The organism is Amycolatopsis sp. VS8301801F10 (assembly GCF_046195355.1).
Taxonomy (GTDB): domain Bacteria; phylum Actinomycetota; class Actinomycetes; order Mycobacteriales; family Pseudonocardiaceae; genus Amycolatopsis.
Genome location: NZ_CP176065.1, coordinates 8,834,657 through 8,857,799 on the forward strand (window position 1 = coordinate 8,834,657; position 23,143 = coordinate 8,857,799).

Consider the following 23,143-nt stretch of genomic DNA (forward strand, 5'->3'; position numbering starts at 1 on the left):
CGCCACTGAACGGCAAAAGCCCTCGACGACCCAGCAGCCGAGCACCTCACAGGGCACTCTCGCCACTGAACGGCAACAGCCCCCACCGCCACCCACCCAAGCGGCAGCAACCTCTCGCCGCCCAGCGGCAACAACATCGTCACTCACCAACCGAGCGCCAACTCGCCTCAGCCACTGAACGGCAACAGCGCCGACGCCCCACGACCGGAGCGCCCAGCCACCATTCGCCATTCAATGGCAACAGCGCCAACCGCCCACCCCCGGAACGCCAGCCAGCACTCGCCGCTCAACGGCAACGGCACCGACCACTCACCGCCGAAGCGCCAGTCACCATTCGCCACTCAACGGCAACAGCACCGACCACCCACTACCGGAACGCCGACCACCATTCGCCGCTCAACGGCAACAGCACCGACCACCCACTACCGGAACGCCGACCACCATTCGCCACTCAACGGCAACAGCACCGACCACCCGCCACCGAAGCACCAATCACCATTCGCCACTCAACGGCAACAGCACCGCCAGCTCACCAACCCCGGCACCCCCAGCCGCCCAACGGCAACAAGCCCGAGCCGCCGCCCAGCATCCCCCAGGCTCAGAAAACCAGCCCCGACCAGGGATTCGCCACTCAACGGCAACACCCGAACCCACCCGCCGAGCCGCTGTCGCCACTCAACGGCAACAGCCAGCTCAGATGTCCTGCACCGGGTTGGTCAGAGTCCCGATGCCGTCGATCGTGATGGACACCGACTGCCCGTCGACGATCGGGCCGACCCCTTCCGGCGTGCCGGTCAGGATCACGTCGCCGGGAAGAAGCGTCATCACCCGCGACACGAACTCGACCAGTTCGGGCACCTTGTGCACGAGGTCCGACGTCCGGCCGTCCTGCTTCAGCTCGCCGTCGACCTCGCTGCGGAGCGCCAGGTCGGACGGGTCGATCGACGTGTCGATCCACGGACCGAGCGGGCAGAAGGTGTCGAACCCCTTCGCCCGGCCCCACTGGCCGTCGGACTTCTGCAGGTCGCGCGCGCTCACGTCGTTCGCGACCGTGTAGCCGAGGATCACGCTGGACGCGCGGGCCGCGGGCACGTTCTTGACCGGCTGTCCGATGACGACCGCGAGTTCGCCCTCGAAGTCGACGCGCCCGACGTCCGACGGACGGCGGATCGGAGCGTTCGGCCCGACCACCGTCGTGGACGGCTTGATGAACAGCATCGGCGCGGACGGCACCTCGTTGCCGAACTCCGCCGCGTGCTTCGCGTAGTTCCGGCCGACGGCGATCACCTTCGACGGCAGGATCGGCGCGAGCAGCCGGACGTCGGCCAGCGGCCAGCGTTTGCCGGTGAAGTTCGGCTGGCCGAACGGGTGTTCCGCGATCTCCAGGACCTGGGCATCGTCGCCGTCCCCCTCGATCGAAGCGAACGCGACACCACTGGGATGAGCAATACGAGCTAGACGCACGACACCAGTCTACGTACCCCCACCGACTGTCGCGCACCCCGAGCGTGCGCGACAGTCCCCCTCGCTCCGTTTCGCGCGAAAGAACCCGTCACACCAGCTGACCGGCCGTCACCGCACCGGCGCGAAAGGACCCGTCACGCCAGCAAAACCACCCACTCCCGCACGAACAGCCACCAGCGATCCGCGCCACCCCAAGACCACCCGGCGCACGTCCAAATCCAACGCACCCGGAAGCCCCGGCTCACCCGCCCACGGAAGCCACCCCCAGCTCAGACACAGACTCCGCCGCGATCGTCAGGCTCTTGTGGACCAACGCGTCGCACATGGCCAGCCAGCTCGCCTCGACGATGTTGCCGTGCACCCCCACCGTCGTCCATTCGTGTTCGCCGTCACTACTTTCGAGAAGCACCCGCGTCACAGCGTCCGTACCAGGATTCGACGGCAGGATCCGCACCTTGTAATCCGCCAGCTCCACGCTGTCCAACCAGGACAGATACGGCGTCAACGCCTGGCGCAACGCCGCGTCGAGGGCGTGCACCGGACCGTTCCCTTCCGCGGTCGCGATGACTCGTTCGCCCGCGACGTGCACCTTCACCGTCGCCTCGGAAACGACTTCGCCGTCCAGGCGGTGGTCCAGCACCACCCGGTACGACTCGAGCTCGAACGGCGGCGGATCCGACTTCTCGCCGGAATCCTCCTCGACCTCGCGGCGCAACAACAGCCCCAGCGACGCGTCGGCCGCTTCGAACGACCAGCCCTCCGATTCGAGTTCCTTCACCTTCCGCACCGCGTTCGTCAGTGCGTCGGGACGGCCGGCAAGGTCGACCCCGAGTTCACGTCCCTTGAGCTCGAGGCTGGCCCTGCCGGCCATCTCAGTGACCAGCACTCGCATGCCGTTGCCGACAGAAGACGGATCGATGTGGTTGTACAACAACGGATCCACCTTGATCGCGCTCGCGTGCAGCCCCGCCTTGTGGGCGAAAGCGGACGACCCGACGTAAGCCTGGTGGGTGTCGGGTGCGAGGTTGGCGATTTCGGCCAAGGCATGGGAGACGCGAGTGAGCTCGGCGGCTCCTCCGGTCGGGAGGACGTCCATCCCGAGTTTGGTCACGAGGTTTCCCGTCACGGCGAACAGGTCGGCGTTGCCCGCCCGTTCCCCGTAGCCGTTCGCGGTGCACTGCACGTGCGTCGCGCCGGCCTGTACCGCGGCGACAGAGTTCGCCACGGCACAGGAAGTGTCATCCTGGCAATGGATTCCAAGCCGGAATCCGGTCTTTTCTTTGATTTCTCCTACGGTTTCGGCAAGTCCTAACGGCAGTTGCCCACCGTTGGTGTCGCACAGCACGAGAACATCCGCGCCAGCGTGCGCCGCCGCGTCGAGCACCCGCAGCGAAGTTTCGGGCGAGAAAGAATAGCCGTCGAAAAAGTGTTCCGCGTCAAGGAAAACTCGCCGTCCTTCACCAACGAGGAACGCGACTGTGTCCCGCACCATCGCGCACGCCTCGTCGACATCCACCCGCAGCGCCCGCTCGATGTGCCGAAGGTCCGATTTGGCCACCAAGGTGATGACCGGAGCCTCCGAATCGACCAACGCGCGGACCTGCGGATCTTTGTCCGCGGCAGTGCCCGCCTTGCGCGTCGAGCCGAACGCGACGAGTGCGGCGTGCTTGAGCGGCAGTTCTCCCTTTGCCGCGCGGGAAAAGAACTCCGTGTCCTTCGGCAGCGCACCCGGCCAGCCGCCCTCGATGAACCCGACACCCAATTCGTCCAGCAGCCGCGCGACGGCCAGTTTGTCCGTGACGGAGTAGGTGATTCCTTCGCGCTGAGCACCGTCGCGCAAAGTGGTGTCGTAGAGGTGGAAGGCATCGCCGAGCGGCGTGCCGGCGGGTTCCGTGCGGGTCACGGTGTTCTCCTTGTGGCGGGGCAGAACCTGGTCCAGGCAACAAAAAAACCTCCCGCATGGGTGCGAGAGGTTGCGCGCCGGTAGCTCTTGTGGAGCGTCTATCCGGCGCGCAAGGCAATAATGACGGAGATGGCGGTCATGTCGGCCATCATGCCACAGCTTCGCCCGGCTTCCAAGCGCCGGGCGAAGCTTCCCACCTTGTGAGAGCCGTCAGCCGGGCAGATTCGCCAGGTAGCGACCGAATTCTTCGACCGCGGCCGCGTTCCGCGGACCCTCCACCAAAGCCGCGTACGGCAGCGCGAAGAAGCGCCCTTCCTTCACCGCCGGGATGTCGCGCAGACCGGGACGCGAGCGGAGGAAGTTCTCCTTGTCGGCCACGGTGCCGACCTCGCCGCTGTAGTCGTTGATGAGGATGACGTCCGGCGCGCGCTGGACCACGGCCTCCCAGCTGACGCTGGTCCAGCTGTCGTTGAGGTCTGCGAAGATGTTGGCACCACCCGATTTGGTGATGATTTCGTCCGGACCCGCGTTCCGCCCGGAGGTGAACGGCTGGTCACGGCCGTCGTCGTAGAGGAACACCTTCGGCTTCGGCCGTCCGGCCTGAACCGCGTTGGTGACAGCGGCCACCCGCGAGCGGTACTCTTCGATCAAACGTTCTGCACGATCACTGATTCCGAAGATTTTTCCCAGATTGCGCACATCTGTGTACAGCGCGTCGAGCGGTCGCATGATGCCCCGTTGCTTGCCATTCCCATTGCGGCATGCCTCGGTGAGCAAGTAGCTGGAGATCCCCAGCTTCGCCAGGGAATCCGGGGTGAATCCGGTTGCCTCCGAGAAGCCGTAGTTCCAGCCCGCGAACACGAGGTCCGCTCCCGCGCCTTGCACCACCTCACGGTTGATCTTCTCCGCGAGCTTGGGCACCTTGGCGAAATCGGCTTTCCAGGGCGACGAGGCCACGCCCCCGGACTGTCCTTTGTCGACCACGTATCCGGCCATCCGGTCGCCCAGGCCGAGCGCGAACATCAGCTCGGTGATGCCGATGTCGTTCGTCACGACCCGAGAAGGAGGTTTGGACACGGTCAACGACGAACCGCAGTTGGTCACCGTCACCGGAAACCCGGCCGGTGCGGCCCCGCCGTTCCCTTCGGACACCTGAGCACCGCATCCGGTGGCGGCGAGGGCGACCGTCACGAGCAACGCGACTGTCCTACGCATGACTGTCCTCCTGGGACTCGAGCAGGTCGAACAACAACTGCGGACGCCCGGTGGCGGGGTGCGGCACCACATGCCCGCGCACCCCGAACACGTCGGCGAGCAAAGCAGGCGTGAGCACCTCGGCCGGGGTCCCGCTCGCGACGAGGCGGCCGTGGTCGAGCACATGCACCATGTCGCACACGGCGGCGGCCAGGTTCAGGTCGTGGAGCGCGGCCAGCACCGTCGGCCCGCTGGCGCGAGCGAGCGCGAGCACTTCGAGCTGATGCCGGATGTCGAGGTGGTTGGTCGGCTCGTCGAGCACCAGGATCCGAGGCTGCTGCGCGAGTGCCCGCGCGATCAGCACCCGTTGCCGTTCGCCGCCGGACAAGGTGAGCACGCCGCGATCGGCCAGATGCGCCAGCCCGACTTGAGCCAGCGCGTCGGCGCACACCCGGTGGTCAGCCGCACCCATGCGGTCGAGCACCCCGTGGTGCGGCATTCGTCCCATCGCCACCACCTCAGCGACGGTGAAGTCGAACTCCGCGTGCGATTCCTGCGCGACCGCGGCGATCGCGCGCGCCCGCTTGCGCGGTGCCATGCCGTCCACCGGCTGTCCATCGACCAGGACCACTCCAGCTGATGGCTTGAGCACTTGGCAAACGGCGCGCAGGGTGGTCGACTTTCCGCTGCCATTCGGCCCGAGCAGCCCGACGAATTGGCCTTGCCGAGCTTCGAGGGTCACGTCGTCGACCAGCTTGCGGCCGGCCGCGGTGACACTGACGCCGTTGAGCGAGAGGTCCATTCACGCACCTCCGAACACGTAAGAGCGACGGCGCATCAACAGCAGGAACGCCGGCACCCCGACCGCCGCGGTAAGCACCCCGATCGGCAACTCCTCCGGTGCGGCGAGCACCCGTGCCGCAACGTCCACCCACACCAGGAAAACCGCACCAGCGAGCGGTGCCACGGCGAGCACCCGGCGATGGTCCGCCCCGACGACCAACCGCACCAGATGCGGAAGGATCAGCCCGACGAATCCGATCGCTCCGCTCACCGCGACCAGAACCCCGGTCATAGCCGCGCAAACGATGAACAAGAGAATCCGCAGCTTCCCGACGTCGACGCCAAGCGTCGTCGCCGCTTCGTCGCCCATGGCGAGCGCGTTGAGCCGGCCGGCCAGCGCCAGCAACAACAAGACCCCGCCGACCACCACGATCGCGGCGACCGGCAACGTGCCCCAATTCGCCCCGGCGAGACTGCCAAGCAGCCAAAACAGCGCTGACCGCGCGGCCTCGCCATTCGGTGCTTGGAAGACGATGACCGTGGTAATCGCGAAAAACCCGTAAGACAAGGTTGTTCCAGTCAGCACCAGACGCAGCGGCGTGAGCCCTTGCCGCGTACGGGCGACGAGATAAACGATCAAGGTCGCGGCGAGCGCAGCCACGAACGCCCCAACCGATAACGCATAGATTCCGAGCGACGCGAAGACACCGAACAACGTCACCGCCGTCGCCCCGACGGATGCGCCAGAGGAAATCCCCAGCACATACGGCTCGGCGAGCGCGTTGCGCACCATCGCTTGAATCGCGACGCCGACAGTCGACAACCCAGCCCCGACGACCACCGCGAGCAGAACGCGAGGAAGCCGAAGATCCCAAATGATCCGATACTCCCCCACCTCGTCCGGACCGATCGTCCCGCCGAACAACCCAGCGCGGAGAAAGGCCCACGTGTGAGTGACCGGCACCGCCACCGTCCCAATCCCGACCGCGACGACAACCGACCCGAGCAACGCCACCGCAAGCCCGAGAAGCACCGGCGTCAATGACCGTCGCCGCTTACTGGCAACATCCTCGACCTGGGATTCGCCACTCAACGGCGACGCAACTTGCTGACCCCGAGCTTCGCCAATCCGCGGCGACTCGACCCGCTTCCTCCGGAATTCGCCAGCCGGTGGCGACGCTTGCCCCTCGCCCGAGGATTGGCCATCCAGCGGCGAGACCGCACGAGTGCCGGAGCCAGTCAGTTGACGACGAACTGAGTGCTCGACCGACGACTCGTCAATCGGTGGCTCACCGCGGTGCACCGTGTTGCCGCGAAATGGCGAATCCGCCCCCGCAGCAGAGTCGCTCTGACGGCGCGAGTCGCGGATACCGCCGTCGCCGTTGGATGGCGAAGCGCCTGAACCGCCGTCGCCGTTCAGCGGCGAATGGCCCGAAGCAAGCCGTCCGCTGGAACGAGAACCGGCCGACCCACGGCCGCCGCCAGACGGCGAATCATCCTCGCCACTGCCGCTCGAACTACCCGATGCGTCCTCGCCACCCAGCGGCGAAACACCCGAACCGCCCTCAACCCACGAACTCGAGCCGGCTGGCCCACCTTCGCCACTCGGTTGCCAAAGGTCCGAGACACCGCCAACATGCGAACTCGAAGTACCCGGCACACTTTCGCCGCCCGACGGCAAGCCACTCGCGACATCACCAACACTCGAAGTCGAACTGCCGGGCACATCGTCGCCGTTCAGCGACGAAAGGTCCGAAGCACCACCAGCAGGCGAACTCGACCCGCTCGGCGCGCCCTCGCCGTTCAGCGGCGAAACGTCCAGAACACCGTCTCCGCCAGACGGCGAACGCCCGGAAGCACCCCCGCCCTCAACCGACAAAGGACCCGCAGCACCAGAACTACCGGCCCGCGAGCCACCACCAGACGGCCCCGAAGCACTCTCGCCACTCAACGGCGAAAAACAGCCGCCCCCGCTACCCCCAGCCGATTCACCCCCGGCAGCAGGCGGCGAAGCCCCATAACCACCGTCGCCAATACCCGGCGACCCCCCAGCCCCGCCCACGACGGACCCAGCACAACCAGAAGATCGTTCAAACGAAGACGAAGGAGAAGACGAAGACACCACCGGCGACGACCCAATCAAGACATTGGGCCCGCAAAAGACGGCAGCCGCCCGTGGCGGGAGTGTCGTCTCCCGCAGACCACGACGGGAGGGGACGAGGTTCGAGGAACCTCCGCCGGTATCGGGCTCGCCTTCGGCTCCCGTGAGGGAGCCGAAGGCCTACCGTTGCGGGTCAGCGCCGGATTTCGACCGGCTTCCGCGGCGGGGGTCCGAAAAGCTCAGGACGGAGTCAGCCGGCCTGACGTGCGTTCGACGAGACCAGCGCCGCGAGGCGGTCGCCGATTGCCTGGGTCGCGCCGGGGGACGACTGGTCGCGCGTGGCGAGATCGAACGCCACCGAGGCTTCGATGCGCCGCGCCGCTTCCTTCTGGCCGAGGTGGTCCAGCAGGAGCGACACCGACAGCACCGCGGCGGTCGGGTCGGCCAGGCCCTGTCCGGCGATGTCCGGCGCGCTGCCGTGCACCGGCTCGAACATGCTCGGGTTCCGGCGCGTGATGTCGAGGTTGCCGCTGGCCGCGAGGCCGATGCCGCCGGTCACCGCGGCCGCGAGGTCGGTGATGATGTCGCCGAACAGGTTGTCGGTGACGATCACGTCGAACCGCGACGGGTCGGTGACCAGGTGGATCGTGGCGGCGTCCACGTGCGAGTACGCGACGGTGACGTCCGGATGCTCCAGCGAAACCTCTTCGACGATCCGCGACCACAACGAACCCGCGTGCTCCAGCACGTTCGTCTTGTGCACGAGCGTGAGGTGCTTGCGCGGCCGCTCTTCGGCGCGGTTGAACGCGTCCGCGACCACGCGCCGCACGCCGAAGGCCGTGTTGACGCTGACCTCGGTGGCGATCTCGTGCTCGGTGTCCTTGCGCAGCAGACCGCCGTTGCCCGCGTACGGGCCTTCGGTTCCTTCGCGCACCACGACCATGTCGACGTCCCCGGCGTCGGCCAGCGGGCCGCGCACCCCGGGGTACAGCCGCGCCGGGCGCAGGTTCACGTGGTGGTCCAGTTCGAACCGCAGCCGCAGCAGCAGGCCGCGCTCGAGGATGCCGCTGGGCACCGTCGGGTCGCCGACCGCGCCGAGCAGGATCGCGTCGTGCTGGCGCAGTTCGCCGAGCACCGACTCCGGGAGCAGCTCCCCGGTGGCGTGCCACCGCGAGGCGCCGAGGTCGTAGTTCGTGATCTCCGCCGCCGGTGCTACCTCACCGAGCACCTTGAGCGCCTCGGAGACCACCTCGGGCCCGATCCCGTCCCCTGGGATCACCGCGAGCCGCATCCACACACCTCCGTAGCCCAGGCCACCGGGCGCACCGATGGCCCATTCGCACAAAAACGCCAGCAGCGGAAGGTTACCGGCCGTAGACAAGGTGCCGTAGCCGCACCACCCTTATGCCGCATCCTCCCACAGGGTGAGACACCCGTTCGGGCGAACGGAAACGGGGGCTTGCCCAGGCCGGACAGCCTGCGCAAGCCCCCGCGTCCCGCTATGCGGCCACTTCCGCGGCGCACCTCAAGTTCCCCTCATCGGGTGAACCGGGTCAGCCGCGCGGGACCTCCGATTCGATCCGCACGACCGAGGCGCGCTGCCCGGTCGCGTTGTGGTGCTCGATCGCCAGCAGGCCCTTCGCCTTGTCCCCGGCGACGGCGGCCTTGTTGCGGTTGACCACCAGAGCCGTGCCCGGCTTGGCGACGTAGCCCAGCGCCGCGTCGCCGCCGCCCTGGACCGAGTACGCCGGCGCGAGCGCGTCGAACGACAGCGGAGTGCTGACCTGGTCGATCAACCCGTTCGAGGTACCCGGCGCGACGTAGTACCCGGCGGTGCCGACCGTGTAGCTGATCCGGTGCGACGCCTCCTTCGGGTCGATCCCGAGCGCGGCGATGCTGACCGGCAGCACCATCACGTTCGAGTCGAACACGTTGGTGTCGACGTCGCCGAGCTGGCCGTTGATCGCCTGCAGGTCCACCGACGGGTTGCCCGGCTTGGTCAGCGACACCGTGTTGACGAGCAGCACGTCCGACCCCTTCGCCTTCGTCACGAAGGTTTCGAAGTCCGGCTTGCCGTCGCCGGTGGTGTCGATGTCCACGAACGGCACCGTGTTGCTGCCCAGGTTCGCGAAATCGCTCCAGGTCGTGATGCCGAACGCCAGCGTCGCGTTCTCCGGCTCCCCCTGCGCCTTGGCGAGCGGGGCCGTCGACGCCGCGCCGATGTAGCGCAGGTCGCCGCCCTTCGCGGTGCGGTTGAGGGTGCAGTCGGACGTGACGTGCGAGTCGCATTCCGGCAGCTGCGGCGATTCGGCCTGCAGTTCGAGCACGCTGATCAGCGAGCGGTACCGCTGGGAGCCGCTGCCCTGGTCGATGCCCTTGCCGCCGAGGTTCAGCACGGCCTGGTCGGCGTTCGCGCCGAAGCGCACGCCGCCCGGGGTGGTGATCGTCGAAACCGGTTTCGGCGCCGAGTACACGGCCACCCGCAGCGGAACGGTCGCGCCGTTCTTCGGGGTGAACGCGATCCGGCCCGAAGCGTCGGCCACGAACTGGCGGGCGAGCCCGGCCTGGGAAGCCGCCATGGTCGGGTCGAGAACCTTGCGCAGCGCCTTCGGATCGGTGATCTTCAGCGTCACCTTCACCGTCGCGACCCCGCGCGGGTTCAGCTTCACCGAGCTCTTGTCCACTGTGTACTCAACGCCGGGCAGGCTGTTGACCGCCTCGTAGCCCACCGAGTACTCGGCCGCCTTGACGCCCTTGTTGACCACCTTGATCGTCTTGCTCAAGGTGACCGGACCCGCCGCCTCGACGGTGCCGAACGTGACGCTCACCGCGCCCGGGTCGTCCTGCACGTACGCGAGAACCTGATTGTCCAGCGCGGCTTTCGCGTCGATCCGGCCGGCGCCGACGCGCTGCGGGCCGTAGGTGTGGCCCGCGCCGTCGGTGATGTCGTGCACCGCGGTACCCACGACGTCGGCCTTGACCTCCTCGACGCTCCAGTCCGGATGCGCCTGGCGGACCAGCGCCGTGATGCCCGACGTGTGCGGCGCGGCCATCGACGTGCCCGAGATGACCAGCCGCTCGTTGCCGCTGCCGCGGAACGCCGACGTGATCGTGTCGCCAGGCGCGGCGACGTCCGGCTTCACCGACGGACCGCGTCCGCCGCGCGAAGTGAACGAGCTTGGAGTGTCCACAATAGACTGGTCATACGTCTGCAGCGTGGTCCGCCCGGCGCCGTACAGCCGCACGGTCAGCGTGCCCGCGGTCAGCCCCGCCCGCACGGCCTGGGTGGCCTTGCCGGTGAGCTGGAACATCGGAACCGCCGCGTTGCCCGCGATCCCCGCGCCGAAATGCTCCACAGTGGACGAAAGCAGCACGCCCTTGGCGCCCGCGGCCTGCGCGTTGTTGGCCCGCGCGGCAGACCCGCACGGCCGGGTGGCGTCGTTGTCGTCCCACTCCAGCCACACGATCTTGCCCGCGACCTTCGCCTTGTCCTCAGCCGAATAGGCGGCGCAACCGGCGTTGTTGCCCGCCGAAATCGGCACCACCGGCGCGGTGAGGTCGAGGGTGTCGTAGCCGGTGTACTCCTGGCTGTACTGGCCCGGCTGCGCTCCGGCGGTCGGCGTCTTGACCTCGATCGCGTCCCGCAGTTCGCCCGCGTCGCGGCTGCTGGCCACGGTGAGCGCTTCCGGGGTGTTGCCCGGCGAACCGGCGATGTCGTTGATGTCGCCGCCGTTGCCCGCCGAGATCACCGGCAGCACGTTGTTCTGCGCGAGCTTGCGCACGAACAGCGAGTCCGGGTCGTCCGGCGCGCCGAAGTCGCTGCCCAGCGACAGGTTCACGACGTCGAGGTGGTCGGTGAAGTCGCCGTCGCCGTCCGGGTCGAGCGCCCAGTCCAGCGCCTGCGAGGTGACGTTCGTGGAACCCTTGCAGCCGAACACCTTGATCGCGTACAGCAGCGCCTTGGGCGCGGTGCCCGGGCCGATCCGCATGGCGTCGAGGGTCTTCTTGTTCAGCTTCTTGTAGTCGCCGGTGAACGTGCTGCCGTCGGCGTTCACGCCGAAGCCGCCGATCGTGCCCGCGACGTGCGTGCCGTGCTCGCCGCACGCGATCGGGTTGGGGTCCGGTTTCGGCGTCGGCGACCCGGTCTTGCCCGCCGAGTCGTAGTCGTCGCCGACGAGGTCGGTGCCGCCGACCACCTTGGCGCTCGGGAACAGCGGCGACGGCTTCGCCCGGTCGACCGCCTGGTACGCCTCGGGCGTGCCGGGACCGCCGAAGTCGGCGTGGGTGTAGTCGATGCCGTCGTCGATCACGCCGACGCGGATGTTGTCGCCGAACTTGCCCGTTTTCTGCCAGCTGGCAAGCGTGTTGGTGAGCTGTTCGGCACTCGCGTTGGTGCGGTTCTTCGGCACGACCGTGCGCACCGAGACGACGTCCGGCCGTTCCGCGAGCTGGCGGATCTTGGCCGCGTCCGCGGTGACGACCGCGCCGGGCACCGCGTTGGCCGTCTGCGTGACCAGCTTCGTGCCCGCGTCCGCGGACCGCAGCTGTCCGACGACGGAGCTGACCGCCGCGGCGACGTCGGCCTTGGCCGCCTTCGCCGCCTGCTTGGCCTTCTCCTTGCCCTTGCCCTGCTCCTCCTTGAACGCGTCCACCGCGGGTTTCTTCGCCAGCTCGACGAACGCGGTGATCTGGCCCTGCGCCGCGCTCAGCCGGGGCGAAAGCTTGCCCTCGACCTTGCTCGCGTCGATCTTGGCCGGAGCGACCGGCTCGGCCAGCGGCGCGCCCTGCGCGGACGCGGCGGGCACGGCGACGGCCGCCGCCAGCACCACCGCGGAACCCACGACCACCGAGCGGGCAGCCCACCCGGGCAACCGGGTTCTGCTCATGAGTAACCCCTTCTCGAGGCCCGGATCACGAACCTGCCCGCGCTCCCCATTCGCACCCCCGACGGTGAGCACCGGCGCCGCACCGTGCTCTCACGGCGCGTGGTTCAGCCTCGCGGCAAGAACCTAGCTGTCCGAAACCCCTACTTTCGTGCGGAAAAACGTCCGTTACCCGAATGTTGCCGGTGCGGGCGGACGCCAGAACGGCCCCTCCCCCGGGAGTCCGGGAAAGGGGCCGTTCGGCGTGCTGGGGACTAGCTGAAGTCGACGGCGCGGATGGTGTGCGCCCCGACGGTGGCTCCGATCGGCTCGAGCACGTTCGTGTCCACATGCCGGTCGACGCGCAGCAGCATGATCGAGTCGGAACCGTCGGTGCTCTGGCTGATCTGCGCGGCCTCGATGTTGATGCCCGCCTCGCCGAGCAGCGTGCCGACGCGGCCCATGACGCCGGGCCGGTCCGGGTACTCGATCACCAGCACGTCGCCCTCGGCGCGCAGGTCGAAGTGCCTTCCCTTGACCTCGACGATCTTCTCGACCTCGTCCTTGCCGGTGACCGAACCGGACACGGTGAGCGTCGCGCCGTCGCCGTGCACCGCGCGGAGCGTGACCAGGCTGCGGAACTTCGGGCTCTCCGACTCGGCGACCAGCTCCGCCTGCACGCCGAGCTCCTCGGCCAGCCGCGGCGCGTTGACGAAGGTGACCTGGTCCTCGACCACGCCCGAGAAGAGTCCGCGCAGCGCGGCCAGCTTCAGCACCGCGGTGTCTTCGCTGGAGATCTCGCCCTTGACCTCGACGGTCAGCGACGTCGGGGCCTTCGGGTTCAGCGCGGTCAGCACCTGGCCGAGCTTCTGGGTGAGCGACAGGTACGGCCGCACGTGCTCGCCGACCGCGCCGCCGCCGGACACGTTCACCGCGTCCGGGACGAAGTCGCCGCGCAGCGCCAGCAGCACCGAACGCGCGACGTCCGTGCCCGCGCGGTCCTGCGCCTCGGCGGTGGACGCGCCGAGGTGCGGCGTGACGACGACGTTCGGCAGGTTGAACAGCGGGCTCTCGGTGGTCGGCTCGGTGACGAACACGTCGATGCCGGCACCGCCGACGTGGCCGCTGCGCACCGCGTCGGCCAGCGCTTCCTCGACGATGAGACCGCCGCGGGCGGCGTTGACGATGATCACGCCGGGCTTGGTCTTCTTGAGCGCCTCGGCGTCGATGAGCCCCTTGGTCTCCGGCGTCTTCGGCAGGTGGATGGAGATCGCGTCGGCGCGTTCCAGCAGCTCGTCGAGGGTGACCAGCTCGATGCCCAGCTGGGCGGCGCGCGCGGCCGAGACGTAGGGGTCGTACGCGATGAGCTTCGTCCCGAAGGCGGCGAGCCGCTGGGCGAACAGCTGGCCGATCTTGCCGAGCCCGACGACGCCGACCGTCTTGCCGTTGATCTCGACGCCGGAGAACGAGCTGCGCTTCCACTCGCCGCCGCGCAGGCTCTGGTCGGCGGCGGGAACGCGGCGGGCGACCGCGAGCAGCAGCGCGACCGCGTGCTCGGCGGCGGAGACGATGTTCGACGTCGGCGCGTTCACCACGAGCACCCCGCGCTCGGTGGCGGCCGGGACCTCGACGTTGTCCAGGCCCACGCCCGCGCGGGCGACGACCTTCAGCTGAGTCGTCGCCCCGAGCACCTCGGCGTCGACCTTGGTGGCGGATCGGACCAGAAGCGCGTCGGCGCTCTTCACCGCCTCGAGCAGAGCGGGACGGTCGGTGCCGTCCACGTGCCGGACCTCTACCTCTTCACCGAACACACTCAGCACGGAGGGCGCGAGCTTCTCCGCGATGAGGACTACGGGTTTGCTGGGCTTGGTCACGATGCGGCTCCCACTATCTGGTCACGAAATCGAGGACGCTCTCTCGCGGCGCACGTCGTTGTGCCCGGACTCGCGGGAGTTTAACGCGGTGCGCTGACAGCCCGCTGCCCCCGCTGTTCACTTGTTCGTAATCCGGTGAAGACAAGCGTCATCAGGCGCTCTGTACCGCCTTCTCCCGGAAGGTGGGATCCGGCCCAGGAAGCACCGTGCAGCAACAAAAGCAGCTCCCGGACCGTCACGTCGGCGCGGAAAACGCCGGCCGCCTGCGCCCTGTCCACTAGGTGGGACGCGGCTTCCCGCATCGCTTCGCAGGACGCGTGCAGCCGCGACTCCGGATCGTCGAAGGCGTCGGCCAGCATTTCGGTAAGGCCGCGGTAAACGGCGGAGGTTTCGCCGAAGCCGATGAGCCAGGTGTACAGCCCGTCGAGCGGATCGTCGGCGAGCAGCAGCTCGCGCGCCCTTTCCGCCTGGGTGTCGAAGCGGTCCCGCAGCAGCGTCTCGATCAGGTCTTCCCTGGTCGGGAAGTGACGATAAAGGGTGCCGATCCCGACGCCGGCACTGCGGGCGACGTCTTCGAGCGAGGCGTCGACGCCGCGTTCGGCGAAGGCACGCCTCGCTTCGGCCAGCAGGCGTTCGTAGTTGCGGCGGGCGTCCGCGCGCATCGGCTTGGCGTCGCTCATCTCGGACCCAGCTTATCCCGTGACAAATCGGAGGTGCCCTCCGTATAGTAACCGGAGGCAGCCTCTGCTTCAGGGTGCGTCCTCAGTGGACGTACCGGCCTTGGCTGCTCCGGGATCAATGCCGCGCTCCTGCGGCCTGGAAACTTCTTGGAGTCCGTTGTGGATTTGTTCGCGAAATTCGCCGCCGACACGGAAGGCGAGGCGCAATGACAGTCGGGATCTGGACATTCGCCTTTGACGGCAAGGAAATCGGCGAAGTACGCGCGGCCGCCCGCGAGGTCGAGTCGCTGGGCTTCACGGCGCTGTGGTTCGGCGAATACCGCGGGCGGGAGGCGTTCACTCAGGCCGCGTTGCTGCTCGAAGCGACCACGACCTTGACCGTGGCAACCGGAATCGCCCGGTTTTCCGAACGGTCTGCGGCATCCGCCGAAGCCGCGGGACGCACACTGGCAGAGGCGTATCCGGGACGGTTCACGCTGGGGCTGGGCGGGCATCGACCTGGCGGCGGAGGCAGCGCGATGCAGGACTACCTCGACGCCATGGACGCAGCGGATCTGGACTTTGCTTCTGATTCCCGACCGCGTCGGCTTCTAGCCGCGCTCGGACCCAAAATGCTGAAACTCGCGGCAACCCAGGCCGACGGCGCACACCCCTACTTCGTCCCTCCCGAGCATACTGCGTTCGCCCGGGAAACGCTCGGACCAGACGCGTACCTCGCCGTCGAACAAGCCGTTGTCCTCGACGCAGATCCATTGCGAGCGCGGCAAATCGCTCGCGAACACGTCGCCGGCTACGTGCGGATGGCTCCACACCAACGAGCGAATCTCCGCCGCCTCGGCTACTCCGAGGAAGACCTGGCCGACGGCGGCAGCGACCGGCTCGTCGACGCCATCGTGGCCTACCGCAGCGAGCAGGAAGTCGCCGACCGAATCGGCGCACACCTCGACGCCGGCGCGGACCACGTCTGCGTCCAGGTCCTCGGCGCCGGACCGGAGATCCCGCTGGACGGCTGGCGTCGCCTCGCTCCGCTGGTTCCCTGATTCCCGGTGGGGCTTTCGAGGCTTCTCCCGGAAGCCCCACCGCGACCAGCACCCAACGTCTCCGCCGACCCCGGCCACCCAGCCGACCCGCACTCGCCGAAGCAGCCCAGACCCCGGAAAACCCAGCTCACCATGGATTCGCCACTAAACGGCGAAACTCTTCATCCCCTGCATACGGCCACTTTCCCGTTCAACACCGACGTTCCCACACTGCCCGGCCCGCCACGGCCACCCCAGCGAACACTTCCCCTGAACGGGCGATCCGGACGAGACGGTTTCGCCGTCCAGCGGCGACCACCCGCTGTTATCTTCGCGGAACGCCTCGCCCGCGTTCGCCCCCGGGAGCCGCCGGTGTTCACGAAACTCGCCATCGCCGCGTCCCGAATGGTCGAACTCGTCCTGCTGACGCTCGGGATCGCCACCTTCATCCAAGACGACAATGTCCTCGTCCTCCTCTTGTGGGACCTGCTCGCTCTGGTCTACCTCGGCATCCGGGTCGCGCGAGTGTCCCGCAGCCGGAAAATCGACCACACCGACGCCCGGTGGCTGAAAGGCGTTCTAGGCCGTCGGCTCGGACTGTTGTTCACCCTGTTGACCAGCCTCGTCGGCGTCACCGCCGGACTGTCGATCGTCCTGCCGGAAACGGCGGGCATCGACCCGGACCAAGCGAAAATCGTCGGCGTTCCCGCGGTCCTGCTGGCCTGGGCGATCCTGCACTTCGGCTATGCGGAACGCTACGCTCAGAAGTACTACGACAGCCTCCCGACGCAACACTTCCGCTTCCCCGAAACCGAACGCCCCATACTGGCCGATTTCACCTATTTCGCGTTCACCATCGGGACGAGCTTCGCGGTCTCTGACGTCGAAACGCGAACGACGTCGATCCGTTCCCTGGTGCTCGCGCACAGCGTCCTGTCCTTCATGTACAACACGGCCACGCTCGGCATCGCGGTCAGCGTCATCACCGGCGGACATTAACCCTTCTGAGCTACAGTGGTTCTCGCGCGGCAGGGGCCGCGTCCTGTCCGCGGAAAGGGCTGAGCCCACCCCCGTACCACGAGTTGCCGAGCTTCCCTTCTTCCCTGCCCGGTGCCGGCGGACCACGGGCGCGCAAGGGAAGGAAGGACTCCCGATGACGGCCTTGCCCGCCAACCCCGACCTCGGCCAGCTCCGCAAACAGGCGAAGGAACTCGCCCGCGCCGACTCGGTCGCCCTGTCGGAAGCGCAGTTCCGGCTCGCCCACCGCTACGGATTCCCCAGCTGGCCGCAACTTCAGGCGTACGTCCGCCGCATCGCCGAACACGGCCCGGACGTCCAGCACGCGTACCACCAGGACGTCGAGTACTACCGCGACCGCGCCACCGGCCTCCTCGCCTCCGCCGAAGACGGCACCCCGGACGCCCGCGCCGCCTTCGCCCGGCACGAACAACCGCTGACCCGCACCGGCGCGCTCACCGTCATCGCGCGCGAGCACGGCTTCCCGGCCTGGCGGGCGTTGAAAGCCCACGTCGAGGATTTGCCGAAAAACGGCGAACCGTTCGCCCGGGCTTATCAGCTGGTAGAAGCCCGAGACGTCGACGGGCTGACGACGCTGCTGACCGAAGCTCCGCACCTGGTCCGCGCCCGAGGCACCAACGGGAACGATCTTCTCGGCATGGCCGCCGCGACCCATGACGAACGCCTCGTCCGCGTCCTGCTCGCCCACGGTGCCGACCCCGCGCGAGCCAACGCACACGGATGGACTGCCTTACATCAAGCCGCCTACAGCAACTTACCACTGATCGCCGACCTTTTGCTCAACGCCGGCGCGCCCTTGACCGTATCCGGTCGCGGCGACGGCGGAACCCCGCTCATTGTGGCCCTGTTTTGGGGAAATCGCGCTGTTGCCGAAAAACTGGCAACGCACGAACGGTCCCCTCGCAACCTTCGCGTCGCAGCCGGTCTAGGCGACGCCGCACTGCTGGATGAACTCGTCAGTCCAAAGGGGACTCTTTCCCCAGCGGCCGGCGCACACCGTGAGTTCTACCGTCCGCACAGCGGTTTTCCCTTCTGGCGGCCAACAAGCGACCCAGCAGAGATCCTCGACGAGTCCCTCGCCTGGGCCGCCCGCAACAACCAAGTAGCCGCACTCCGCACCCTGGCCGCCCGCGGCGCGAACCTGGACGCCGACGTCTACCGCGGCACCGCCCTCGCCTGGGCAGCGACGTGTGGCCACTCAGCGGCAACAGAAACTCTTCTGTCGCTGGGCGCGAACGTCAACCAGATCGGCACCTTCGGCGGCCCACGCCACGGCGTCGGTGTCACGGCGCTGCACCTGGCCGCCCAAAGCAACCGCCTGGACGTCATCGAAATCCTCGCATCCGCCGGCGCCGACCTCACCGCCCGCGACGCCCTCTGGGACAGCACCCCCGAAGGCTGGGCCGAAGCCTGCGACAGCCCCGACGCCCGAGAACTACTGCGCCGCCTCAGTCGCCACTAATCGGCAACCCCCGACAGTAGACAACCGGAGTCGCTAGTCCGTATCGTAACGGACTACCGACTCCGGTTAACCGACCCCGCGGAGACCCCCATGCCCACCGCACGCGACCTGTTCGACCAGCTCTCCACCGGAATCACCGACGGCCGCTTCGCCGACCTCGCACAGCTCTACGCGGAGGACACCGTCGTAGAACACCCCACCGCCGTCCCGAGGCCTGGCCGCATAGAAGGCCGCGCCGCGGTGCACGACCGTTTCGTCAGCGGCCTGGGCCAGCTCCTTCGGCTCAAACGCCACGACGTCACCATCCACGAAACCGCCGACCCCGACGTCATCGTCGCCGAATACCAGTACACCGCCGAGTCGCGAAAAACCGGCCAGACGACCGAAACGGCGAACATCCAAGTCCTCCGCGCCCGCGACGGACTCCTCATCCACACCCGCGACTACCACGACTACCTGCGCCTAGCCGCCATCCAAAACGCCGCTGGCACCTTAGCCGAGGCCTACGCCCAAGCGCCCGCTTACGAATCCCGCCCCATCACCCCACGCCCGTCCGAACTCTTCTCCCCGAACAGCCGTGAAGGCGTATTCCAACGAGTCGTCTTCGGCGTAGCCGACGGACGCTGGTCCGAACTCCCCGATCTGTATGCAGCAAAGACCGATGTCCGCCACCCGTTCCTGCCCGGAGCCCCCGTCCTCCGCACCCGAGACGACCTGCGCGCCCACTTCGCCATCGGTTCCGCAGCAGGATTCCGCATCGAGGTGACCGATCTGGTACTCCACCTGAGCACCGACCCCGAAGTCATCATCGGCGAATCGACCTATGTAGGCGAAACCAGCTCCGGCACCCCGTTCCAGGTGAACAACATCTTCGCAATGCGCATCCGAGACGGAGAAATCGTCGAATCCCGCGACTACGGAGACCACCTCGCCCTGGCCGCAGCCACCGGTCGACTGCCGGAACTAATCGCCCGCGTCGCCGAATAACGGCAACTCGTCCACGCCGTCGCCACTAAACGGCAACGCCTCACTGGACGCCAGACGCGACCGCTCCACGGCAGCCCAGCACTGTGTCGCCACTAACGGCGACACTCTCATCAAGGCTGGACGCCGTCACCTCCCAACGACGGCTCGTCCCAACGTTGCCGCACAGTGGCGAGTCACCGCTACGCCGTCCGATGACCCCGCCGTTGAAACGCCCGTCGCCATTTAGCGGCAACCTCCACCACCGCGGCCTGCCTGCAGAACAAGCACGCAGATAACCGTCGCCACTCGGAGGCAACGTCGCCGTCACGCTCGTCGCCCCCCAACGACCACAGCCGTCACTATGCGCCGCCGCGTCCGTCGCCATTCAGCGGAAACATCTGCCGCCACAGCTCTCGCCGCGCATCGGCAACCACTCACTACTCCGCCCCTCGCCGTTCAATGACAACACCCGCCATCCCGACTTTCGCCGTCCGACGGCAAACACCTGCTGACCCGGCCCTCCCCCGCAATCGGCGAACACCCAACCGTTGCCAGTCGACATCTCCCCCTGCAGCTTTCGCCAATCAACGGCAACTCACCTCGCAAGCCGCCAACCACCCGGCCCGGGCTGTCGCCGCTAAACGGCAACGAGCCCCGCAGCAACTTTCGCCATTAAATGGCAAAAGCCCCTGACCAGCACCGATCGCCGAAAGCCTCCGCCAACCGCCCGCACCGCCTAGCTGATTTCAGAGCCCCCACCAACGCCCTCACGCTCTTCAACCACCCTCACCAGAGCCGAAGCCACCAACGCGACATCCCGATCCCCATCCCCCGCCAACCGCCGCAACGCCTCGTGCGCGAGTGTCCCCGGCATCTCCGCAAGTGCCTGCGTCAACCGGATCCGCACCGCCGAATCCACCGGATGCGCCGCCAACGCATCGACCAACGCGCCGACAATCCCGTCCACTCCCCCATCCGCCAACGCACCCAAAACTTCAGCCGCCTCGACATCGTTTCGCCCCTCGACGACCATTTCGACCAGCGTCGGCACGGCCTCCTCAGCACCGCGCGCGCCTAAAGCAAGTGCTGCATGCCGACGGACCACAGCATCTGAACCAGCGAGCGCGTCCATCAACACCGCAGTCACCTCTTCGCCGGGCAACTCGATAAGTGCCAGGATCGCGCGTCGGCGGACCTCGGCGTCTTCCGAACCGAGACCAGCCGCCACATTCGCCACCCCGTCGCCATCGGTTCGAGCAAGGGCCCAGCGCAGCGCGCCGGCGACATTCGGATCGGATTCGGCGAGAACCGCTTTGGCCAGGACCTCAGCGGGAACCGGCACATCGTCGGCGGGAGCCAGGACGGTCTGCTGCCGACGCGCGGCACCCGGCGAGCTGAGCCCGCGCAGCAGCTCGACGATGCGCAACGCACCCTCCCAACCGGAGGGTGCCGAGGCATCGACCGCACGGAGCCGGTCGAGCAGCTCCTGTTCCCGCTTCAGCCGGTCTTCGGTCCGCCGGATGAGGTCGCCGACCAGCTCCGCCGGCACGAAGGCGGGATCTTCCAGCGCCCGGCCGATCTGCCGCAGCGACATCCCGAGCGACCGCAGGCTCTCCACATGGAAGATGCGGCGAATGTCGTCCGCGGAGTACTCGCGATAGCCGCCCACGGTGCGACCGGTCGGCCGCACCAGCCCGAGGGCGTCGTAGTGCCGAAGCATCCGGGTACTGACCCCCGAGCGGCGGGCGACCTCGCCGATCAGCACGCGATTTCCTGAGCCCGCTCGGGACCGAGCGCGACGATCCGTTTTGCCTCGTCCACGGCCTGGTCGAAACCGGCGTCCGGGTCATGGAGCAGCCGCAAGGTGACGGCGGCGTGTGCCCGGACGGCCGGGTCGGGGCCCGTCACTGCGTCCTCCAAAGCCGGCTCAATGACGGGACCGAGTGCGACCAACGCCCGGCTGAGGCTGAGCTGCACGGTTCGGTCGCCACGACCGAGCTGAGTCACCAGTTCCGCAGCCAGCCCGGCCTTGTCCTCGTCGGGCACCAAGACGACTGCCGCTCGCCATGCGCTTCTCGCGACCTCGTCGTCGGCGTCGCGCAGCAACGATCGGGTGATCGCTGGCCACGCGTTCTTGTCGCCGATTTTGGACAACGTGTGCAGCGACTGGCTCCGGGCCTGCGCCACCGGGGATCGCAGCTCCGCGAGAAGCCGCGGCACCGTGTCCCCGGCCGGGAACCGGGTCAACGCCCAAGTGAGCATGTCGCGCACGAAGAAGTCCGCCTCGATCGCGCACCGTGCGACGAGCGTCTCCACGAGACGAGGGTCGTCCGGGTGCGTTCCGATCGTCAGCGCGGCCTGCAGCCGTGTCGACGAGTTTCCGGCACCCAACGCCTCGATCAGCCGCGTGAGCTGGGCATTCATCTGGGTCGAGTTCATCGGGATCACCTCCGTCGACCAGTGAAGACCTTGTCACAATGTCAATGTCAAACCCGGCAGGCAAAAGGAACTGTCGCCGCTCAGTGGCGAAAACGGTGTCGCCGCTCAGTGGCAACACCGGTCTACGCCCGTTCCGCACCGACAGCGACGCCGACGATCGTGCACGGTTCGACGCCGTGGTTTCGCCAGGCGTGCCGCGTACCGTTCTGGACGAGGACATCGCCTGCCCGCAAGACCGTCTGATCCCCGTCATCCAGCTCCAACGTGACCTCGCCCGAGACGACCAGGACGTAATCGAGGGTGTCGGTGGTGTGCATGCCCGGTGCGTCAGGCTCCATCGCGGCGACCGCGCCCGGTGCCTGTCGCTCCAGTTCTTCCCACGCTGCCGCCACGTCGAGATCCGCCGGCGGGGTCAGTTCGCCGGGCGCGATCGTGTTGATCATGAACCGCGAACCGTCCCGCGGCGGGTAATACGCCTCGGCCCGATGCGGCGAGCCGTCGTCGGGAAATATGGGTCGCTCATCCCTGCCCCATAGTCGGTAGATCGCGCAGCCAGGCATCAAGCCGGAGGTGATCGGTTCGACGGCGCCATCGGCGACCACCCGGGCCTTGCCGTCGGAGTCGTGCCCGGTGACCACTCGGCGAACCTTCGCGTGTGCCATCTCTTCGCCCCTCAGTACGACACCGTATGGATACGGTTGCGTATGGATACGCTACCGTATCCAGTGCAGACAGGGCCGTCAATACGGTGGCGTATCCTCCGCGCATGGTGAACGACTCGCCCCGGCTGTCCGCCCAGGACTGGACGCGGGCCGCGCTGAAGGCGATCGCGGAGGGCGGACTGGCCGCGGTCGGAGTCGAACCGCTCGCGCGGACGCTCGGCGTGACCAAGGGCAGTTTCTACGCGCACTTCCGCAACCGGGACGAGCTGATCACCGCGGCTCTCGCCGATTGGAGGCGAAACCACGGCGAAGCGGGGCTCGCCGAGTACGCCGCAATCGCCGATCCGCGGCAACGGCTGCGCGACCTGCTCACCGCCGTCGTGCGCGCCGTCCAGCCGTTGGCCCCGTCGGTACACCTGAGCCTGCTCGGCGATCGCAACGACCCGCGGGTCAAGGACGCGGTCAGCCGCGTCAACCAAGCCCGACTCAACCTTCTGACCAGCACGTATCTCGAACTCGGCCTCCCGGCGGACCAAGCCGAGCACCGGGCACGAGTCGCGTACGCGGCCATTCTCGGGCTGCTGCACCTGGCCCAAACCGAGCCGGATTCGCCAAGTCCCGACGCACTTGCCGACGCAGCGGCGGCGATCTTCCTGCCGTCCTGAGAGTCAGCCCGCAGGTACATCACTGGCGTCC

17 protein-coding genes and 1 riboswitch are annotated in these 23,143 nt (G+C 67.9%); of the genes, 5 read left to right on the forward strand and 12 right to left on the reverse strand.

Annotated elements, in window-relative coordinates:
- Window positions 1-693: 693 nt before the first annotated feature.
- The 9 genes from F9C11_RS40490 to F9C11_RS40530 form a co-directional block, all read right to left on the reverse strand.
- Window positions 694-1,464: a fumarylacetoacetate hydrolase family protein gene (locus F9C11_RS40490; protein WP_409182609.1), complete on the reverse strand. Its 771-nt coding sequence runs from the start codon at window positions 1,462-1,464 to the stop codon at window positions 694-696.
- A 241-nt stretch (window positions 1,465-1,705) separates the two neighbouring features.
- Complete coding sequence (cimA, locus tag F9C11_RS40495; RefSeq protein WP_409182610.1) at window positions 1,706-3,367, reverse strand: citramalate synthase; 1,662 nt, start codon at window positions 3,365-3,367, stop codon at window positions 1,706-1,708.
- Between the two features lie 210 nt (window positions 3,368-3,577).
- Window positions 3,578-4,582 (reverse strand): ABC transporter substrate-binding protein, encoded by a 1,005-nt coding sequence (locus tag F9C11_RS40500; RefSeq protein WP_409182611.1) that lies wholly within the window; start codon window positions 4,580-4,582, stop codon window positions 3,578-3,580.
- Window positions 4,575-5,363: an ABC transporter ATP-binding protein gene (locus F9C11_RS40505; RefSeq protein ID WP_409182612.1), complete on the reverse strand. Its 789-nt coding sequence runs from the start codon at window positions 5,361-5,363 to the stop codon at window positions 4,575-4,577. The genes F9C11_RS40500 and F9C11_RS40505 overlap by 8 nt, the downstream gene beginning before the upstream one ends.
- A complete protein-coding gene (locus F9C11_RS40510) occupies window positions 5,364-6,437 on the reverse strand; it encodes a FecCD family ABC transporter permease (protein ID WP_409182613.1) in 1,074 nt (357 codons plus the stop codon). It abuts the gene before it with no gap.
- A gap of 1,124 nt (window positions 6,438-7,561) precedes the next feature.
- Window positions 7,562-7,710: riboswitch (cobalamin riboswitch) on the reverse strand.
- Window positions 7,696-8,736, reverse strand: a complete 1,041-nt coding sequence (locus F9C11_RS40515) for a 3-isopropylmalate dehydrogenase (RefSeq protein WP_182892214.1) — start codon at window positions 8,734-8,736, stop codon at window positions 7,696-7,698. Its footprint overlaps the riboswitch before it by 15 nt.
- Window positions 8,737-8,998: 262 nt before the next feature.
- Window positions 8,999-12,331, reverse strand: a complete 3,333-nt coding sequence (locus tag F9C11_RS40520) for a S8 family peptidase (RefSeq protein WP_409182614.1) — start codon at window positions 12,329-12,331, stop codon at window positions 8,999-9,001.
- Window positions 12,332-12,582: 251 nt separating this feature from the next.
- The gene (gene serA / locus F9C11_RS40525; RefSeq protein WP_409182615.1) at window positions 12,583-14,181 is read right to left on the reverse strand and encodes a phosphoglycerate dehydrogenase; all 1,599 of its coding nucleotides are present in this window, start codon (window positions 14,179-14,181) and stop codon (window positions 12,583-12,585) included.
- Between the two features lie 80 nt (window positions 14,182-14,261).
- On the reverse strand, window positions 14,262-14,861 hold the full coding sequence (locus F9C11_RS40530) for a TetR/AcrR family transcriptional regulator (protein ID WP_409182616.1): 600 nt from the start codon (window positions 14,859-14,861) through the stop codon (window positions 14,262-14,264).
- A 206-nt stretch (window positions 14,862-15,067) separates the two neighbouring features.
- Between F9C11_RS40530 and F9C11_RS40535 the strand changes: the two genes are divergently transcribed.
- The 4 genes from F9C11_RS40535 to F9C11_RS40550 all read left to right on the forward strand — a co-directional run bounded on the left by F9C11_RS40535 (window position 15,068) and on the right by F9C11_RS40550 (window position 19,367).
- Window positions 15,068-15,901 (forward strand): TIGR03620 family F420-dependent LLM class oxidoreductase, encoded by an 834-nt coding sequence (locus tag F9C11_RS40535; RefSeq protein ID WP_409182617.1) that lies wholly within the window; start codon window positions 15,068-15,070, stop codon window positions 15,899-15,901.
- A 351-nt stretch (window positions 15,902-16,252) separates the two neighbouring features.
- The gene (locus tag F9C11_RS40540) at window positions 16,253-16,879 is read left to right on the forward strand and encodes a DUF1345 domain-containing protein (RefSeq protein WP_409182618.1); all 627 of its coding nucleotides are present in this window, start codon (window positions 16,253-16,255) and stop codon (window positions 16,877-16,879) included.
- Window positions 16,880-17,033: 154 nt separating this feature from the next.
- Window positions 17,034-18,380 carry an ankyrin repeat domain-containing protein gene (locus F9C11_RS40545; RefSeq protein WP_409182619.1) on the forward strand — a complete coding sequence of 449 codons (1,347 nt, stop codon included), beginning with the start codon at window positions 17,034-17,036 and terminating at the stop codon, window positions 18,378-18,380.
- 90 nt (window positions 18,381-18,470) lie between these two features.
- Window positions 18,471-19,367: a nuclear transport factor 2 family protein gene (locus tag F9C11_RS40550; RefSeq protein ID WP_409182620.1), complete on the forward strand. Its 897-nt coding sequence runs from the start codon at window positions 18,471-18,473 to the stop codon at window positions 19,365-19,367.
- A gap of 715 nt (window positions 19,368-20,082) precedes the next feature.
- Here the strand turns inward: F9C11_RS40550 and F9C11_RS40555 are convergent.
- From F9C11_RS40555 to F9C11_RS40565, 3 genes are all read right to left on the reverse strand, one after another.
- Window positions 20,083-21,111, reverse strand: coding sequence for a HEAT repeat domain-containing protein (locus F9C11_RS40555; RefSeq protein WP_409182621.1), 1,029 nt, complete (start codon window positions 21,109-21,111; stop codon window positions 20,083-20,085).
- Entirely contained in the window at window positions 21,105-21,785 is a 681-nt protein-coding gene (locus F9C11_RS40560; RefSeq protein WP_409182622.1) for a HEAT repeat domain-containing protein, read from the reverse strand. The genes F9C11_RS40555 and F9C11_RS40560 overlap by 7 nt, the downstream gene beginning before the upstream one ends.
- A 122-nt stretch (window positions 21,786-21,907) precedes the next feature.
- The gene (locus F9C11_RS40565) at window positions 21,908-22,447 is read right to left on the reverse strand and encodes a cupin domain-containing protein (RefSeq protein WP_409182623.1); all 540 of its coding nucleotides are present in this window, start codon (window positions 22,445-22,447) and stop codon (window positions 21,908-21,910) included.
- A 104-nt stretch (window positions 22,448-22,551) separates the two neighbouring features.
- On the opposite strand from F9C11_RS40565, the gene F9C11_RS40570 reads away from it, so the two are divergent.
- A complete protein-coding gene (locus F9C11_RS40570) occupies window positions 22,552-23,112 on the forward strand; it encodes a TetR/AcrR family transcriptional regulator (protein WP_409182624.1) in 561 nt (186 codons plus the stop codon).
- The last annotated feature ends 31 nt before the right edge of the window (window positions 23,113-23,143 follow it).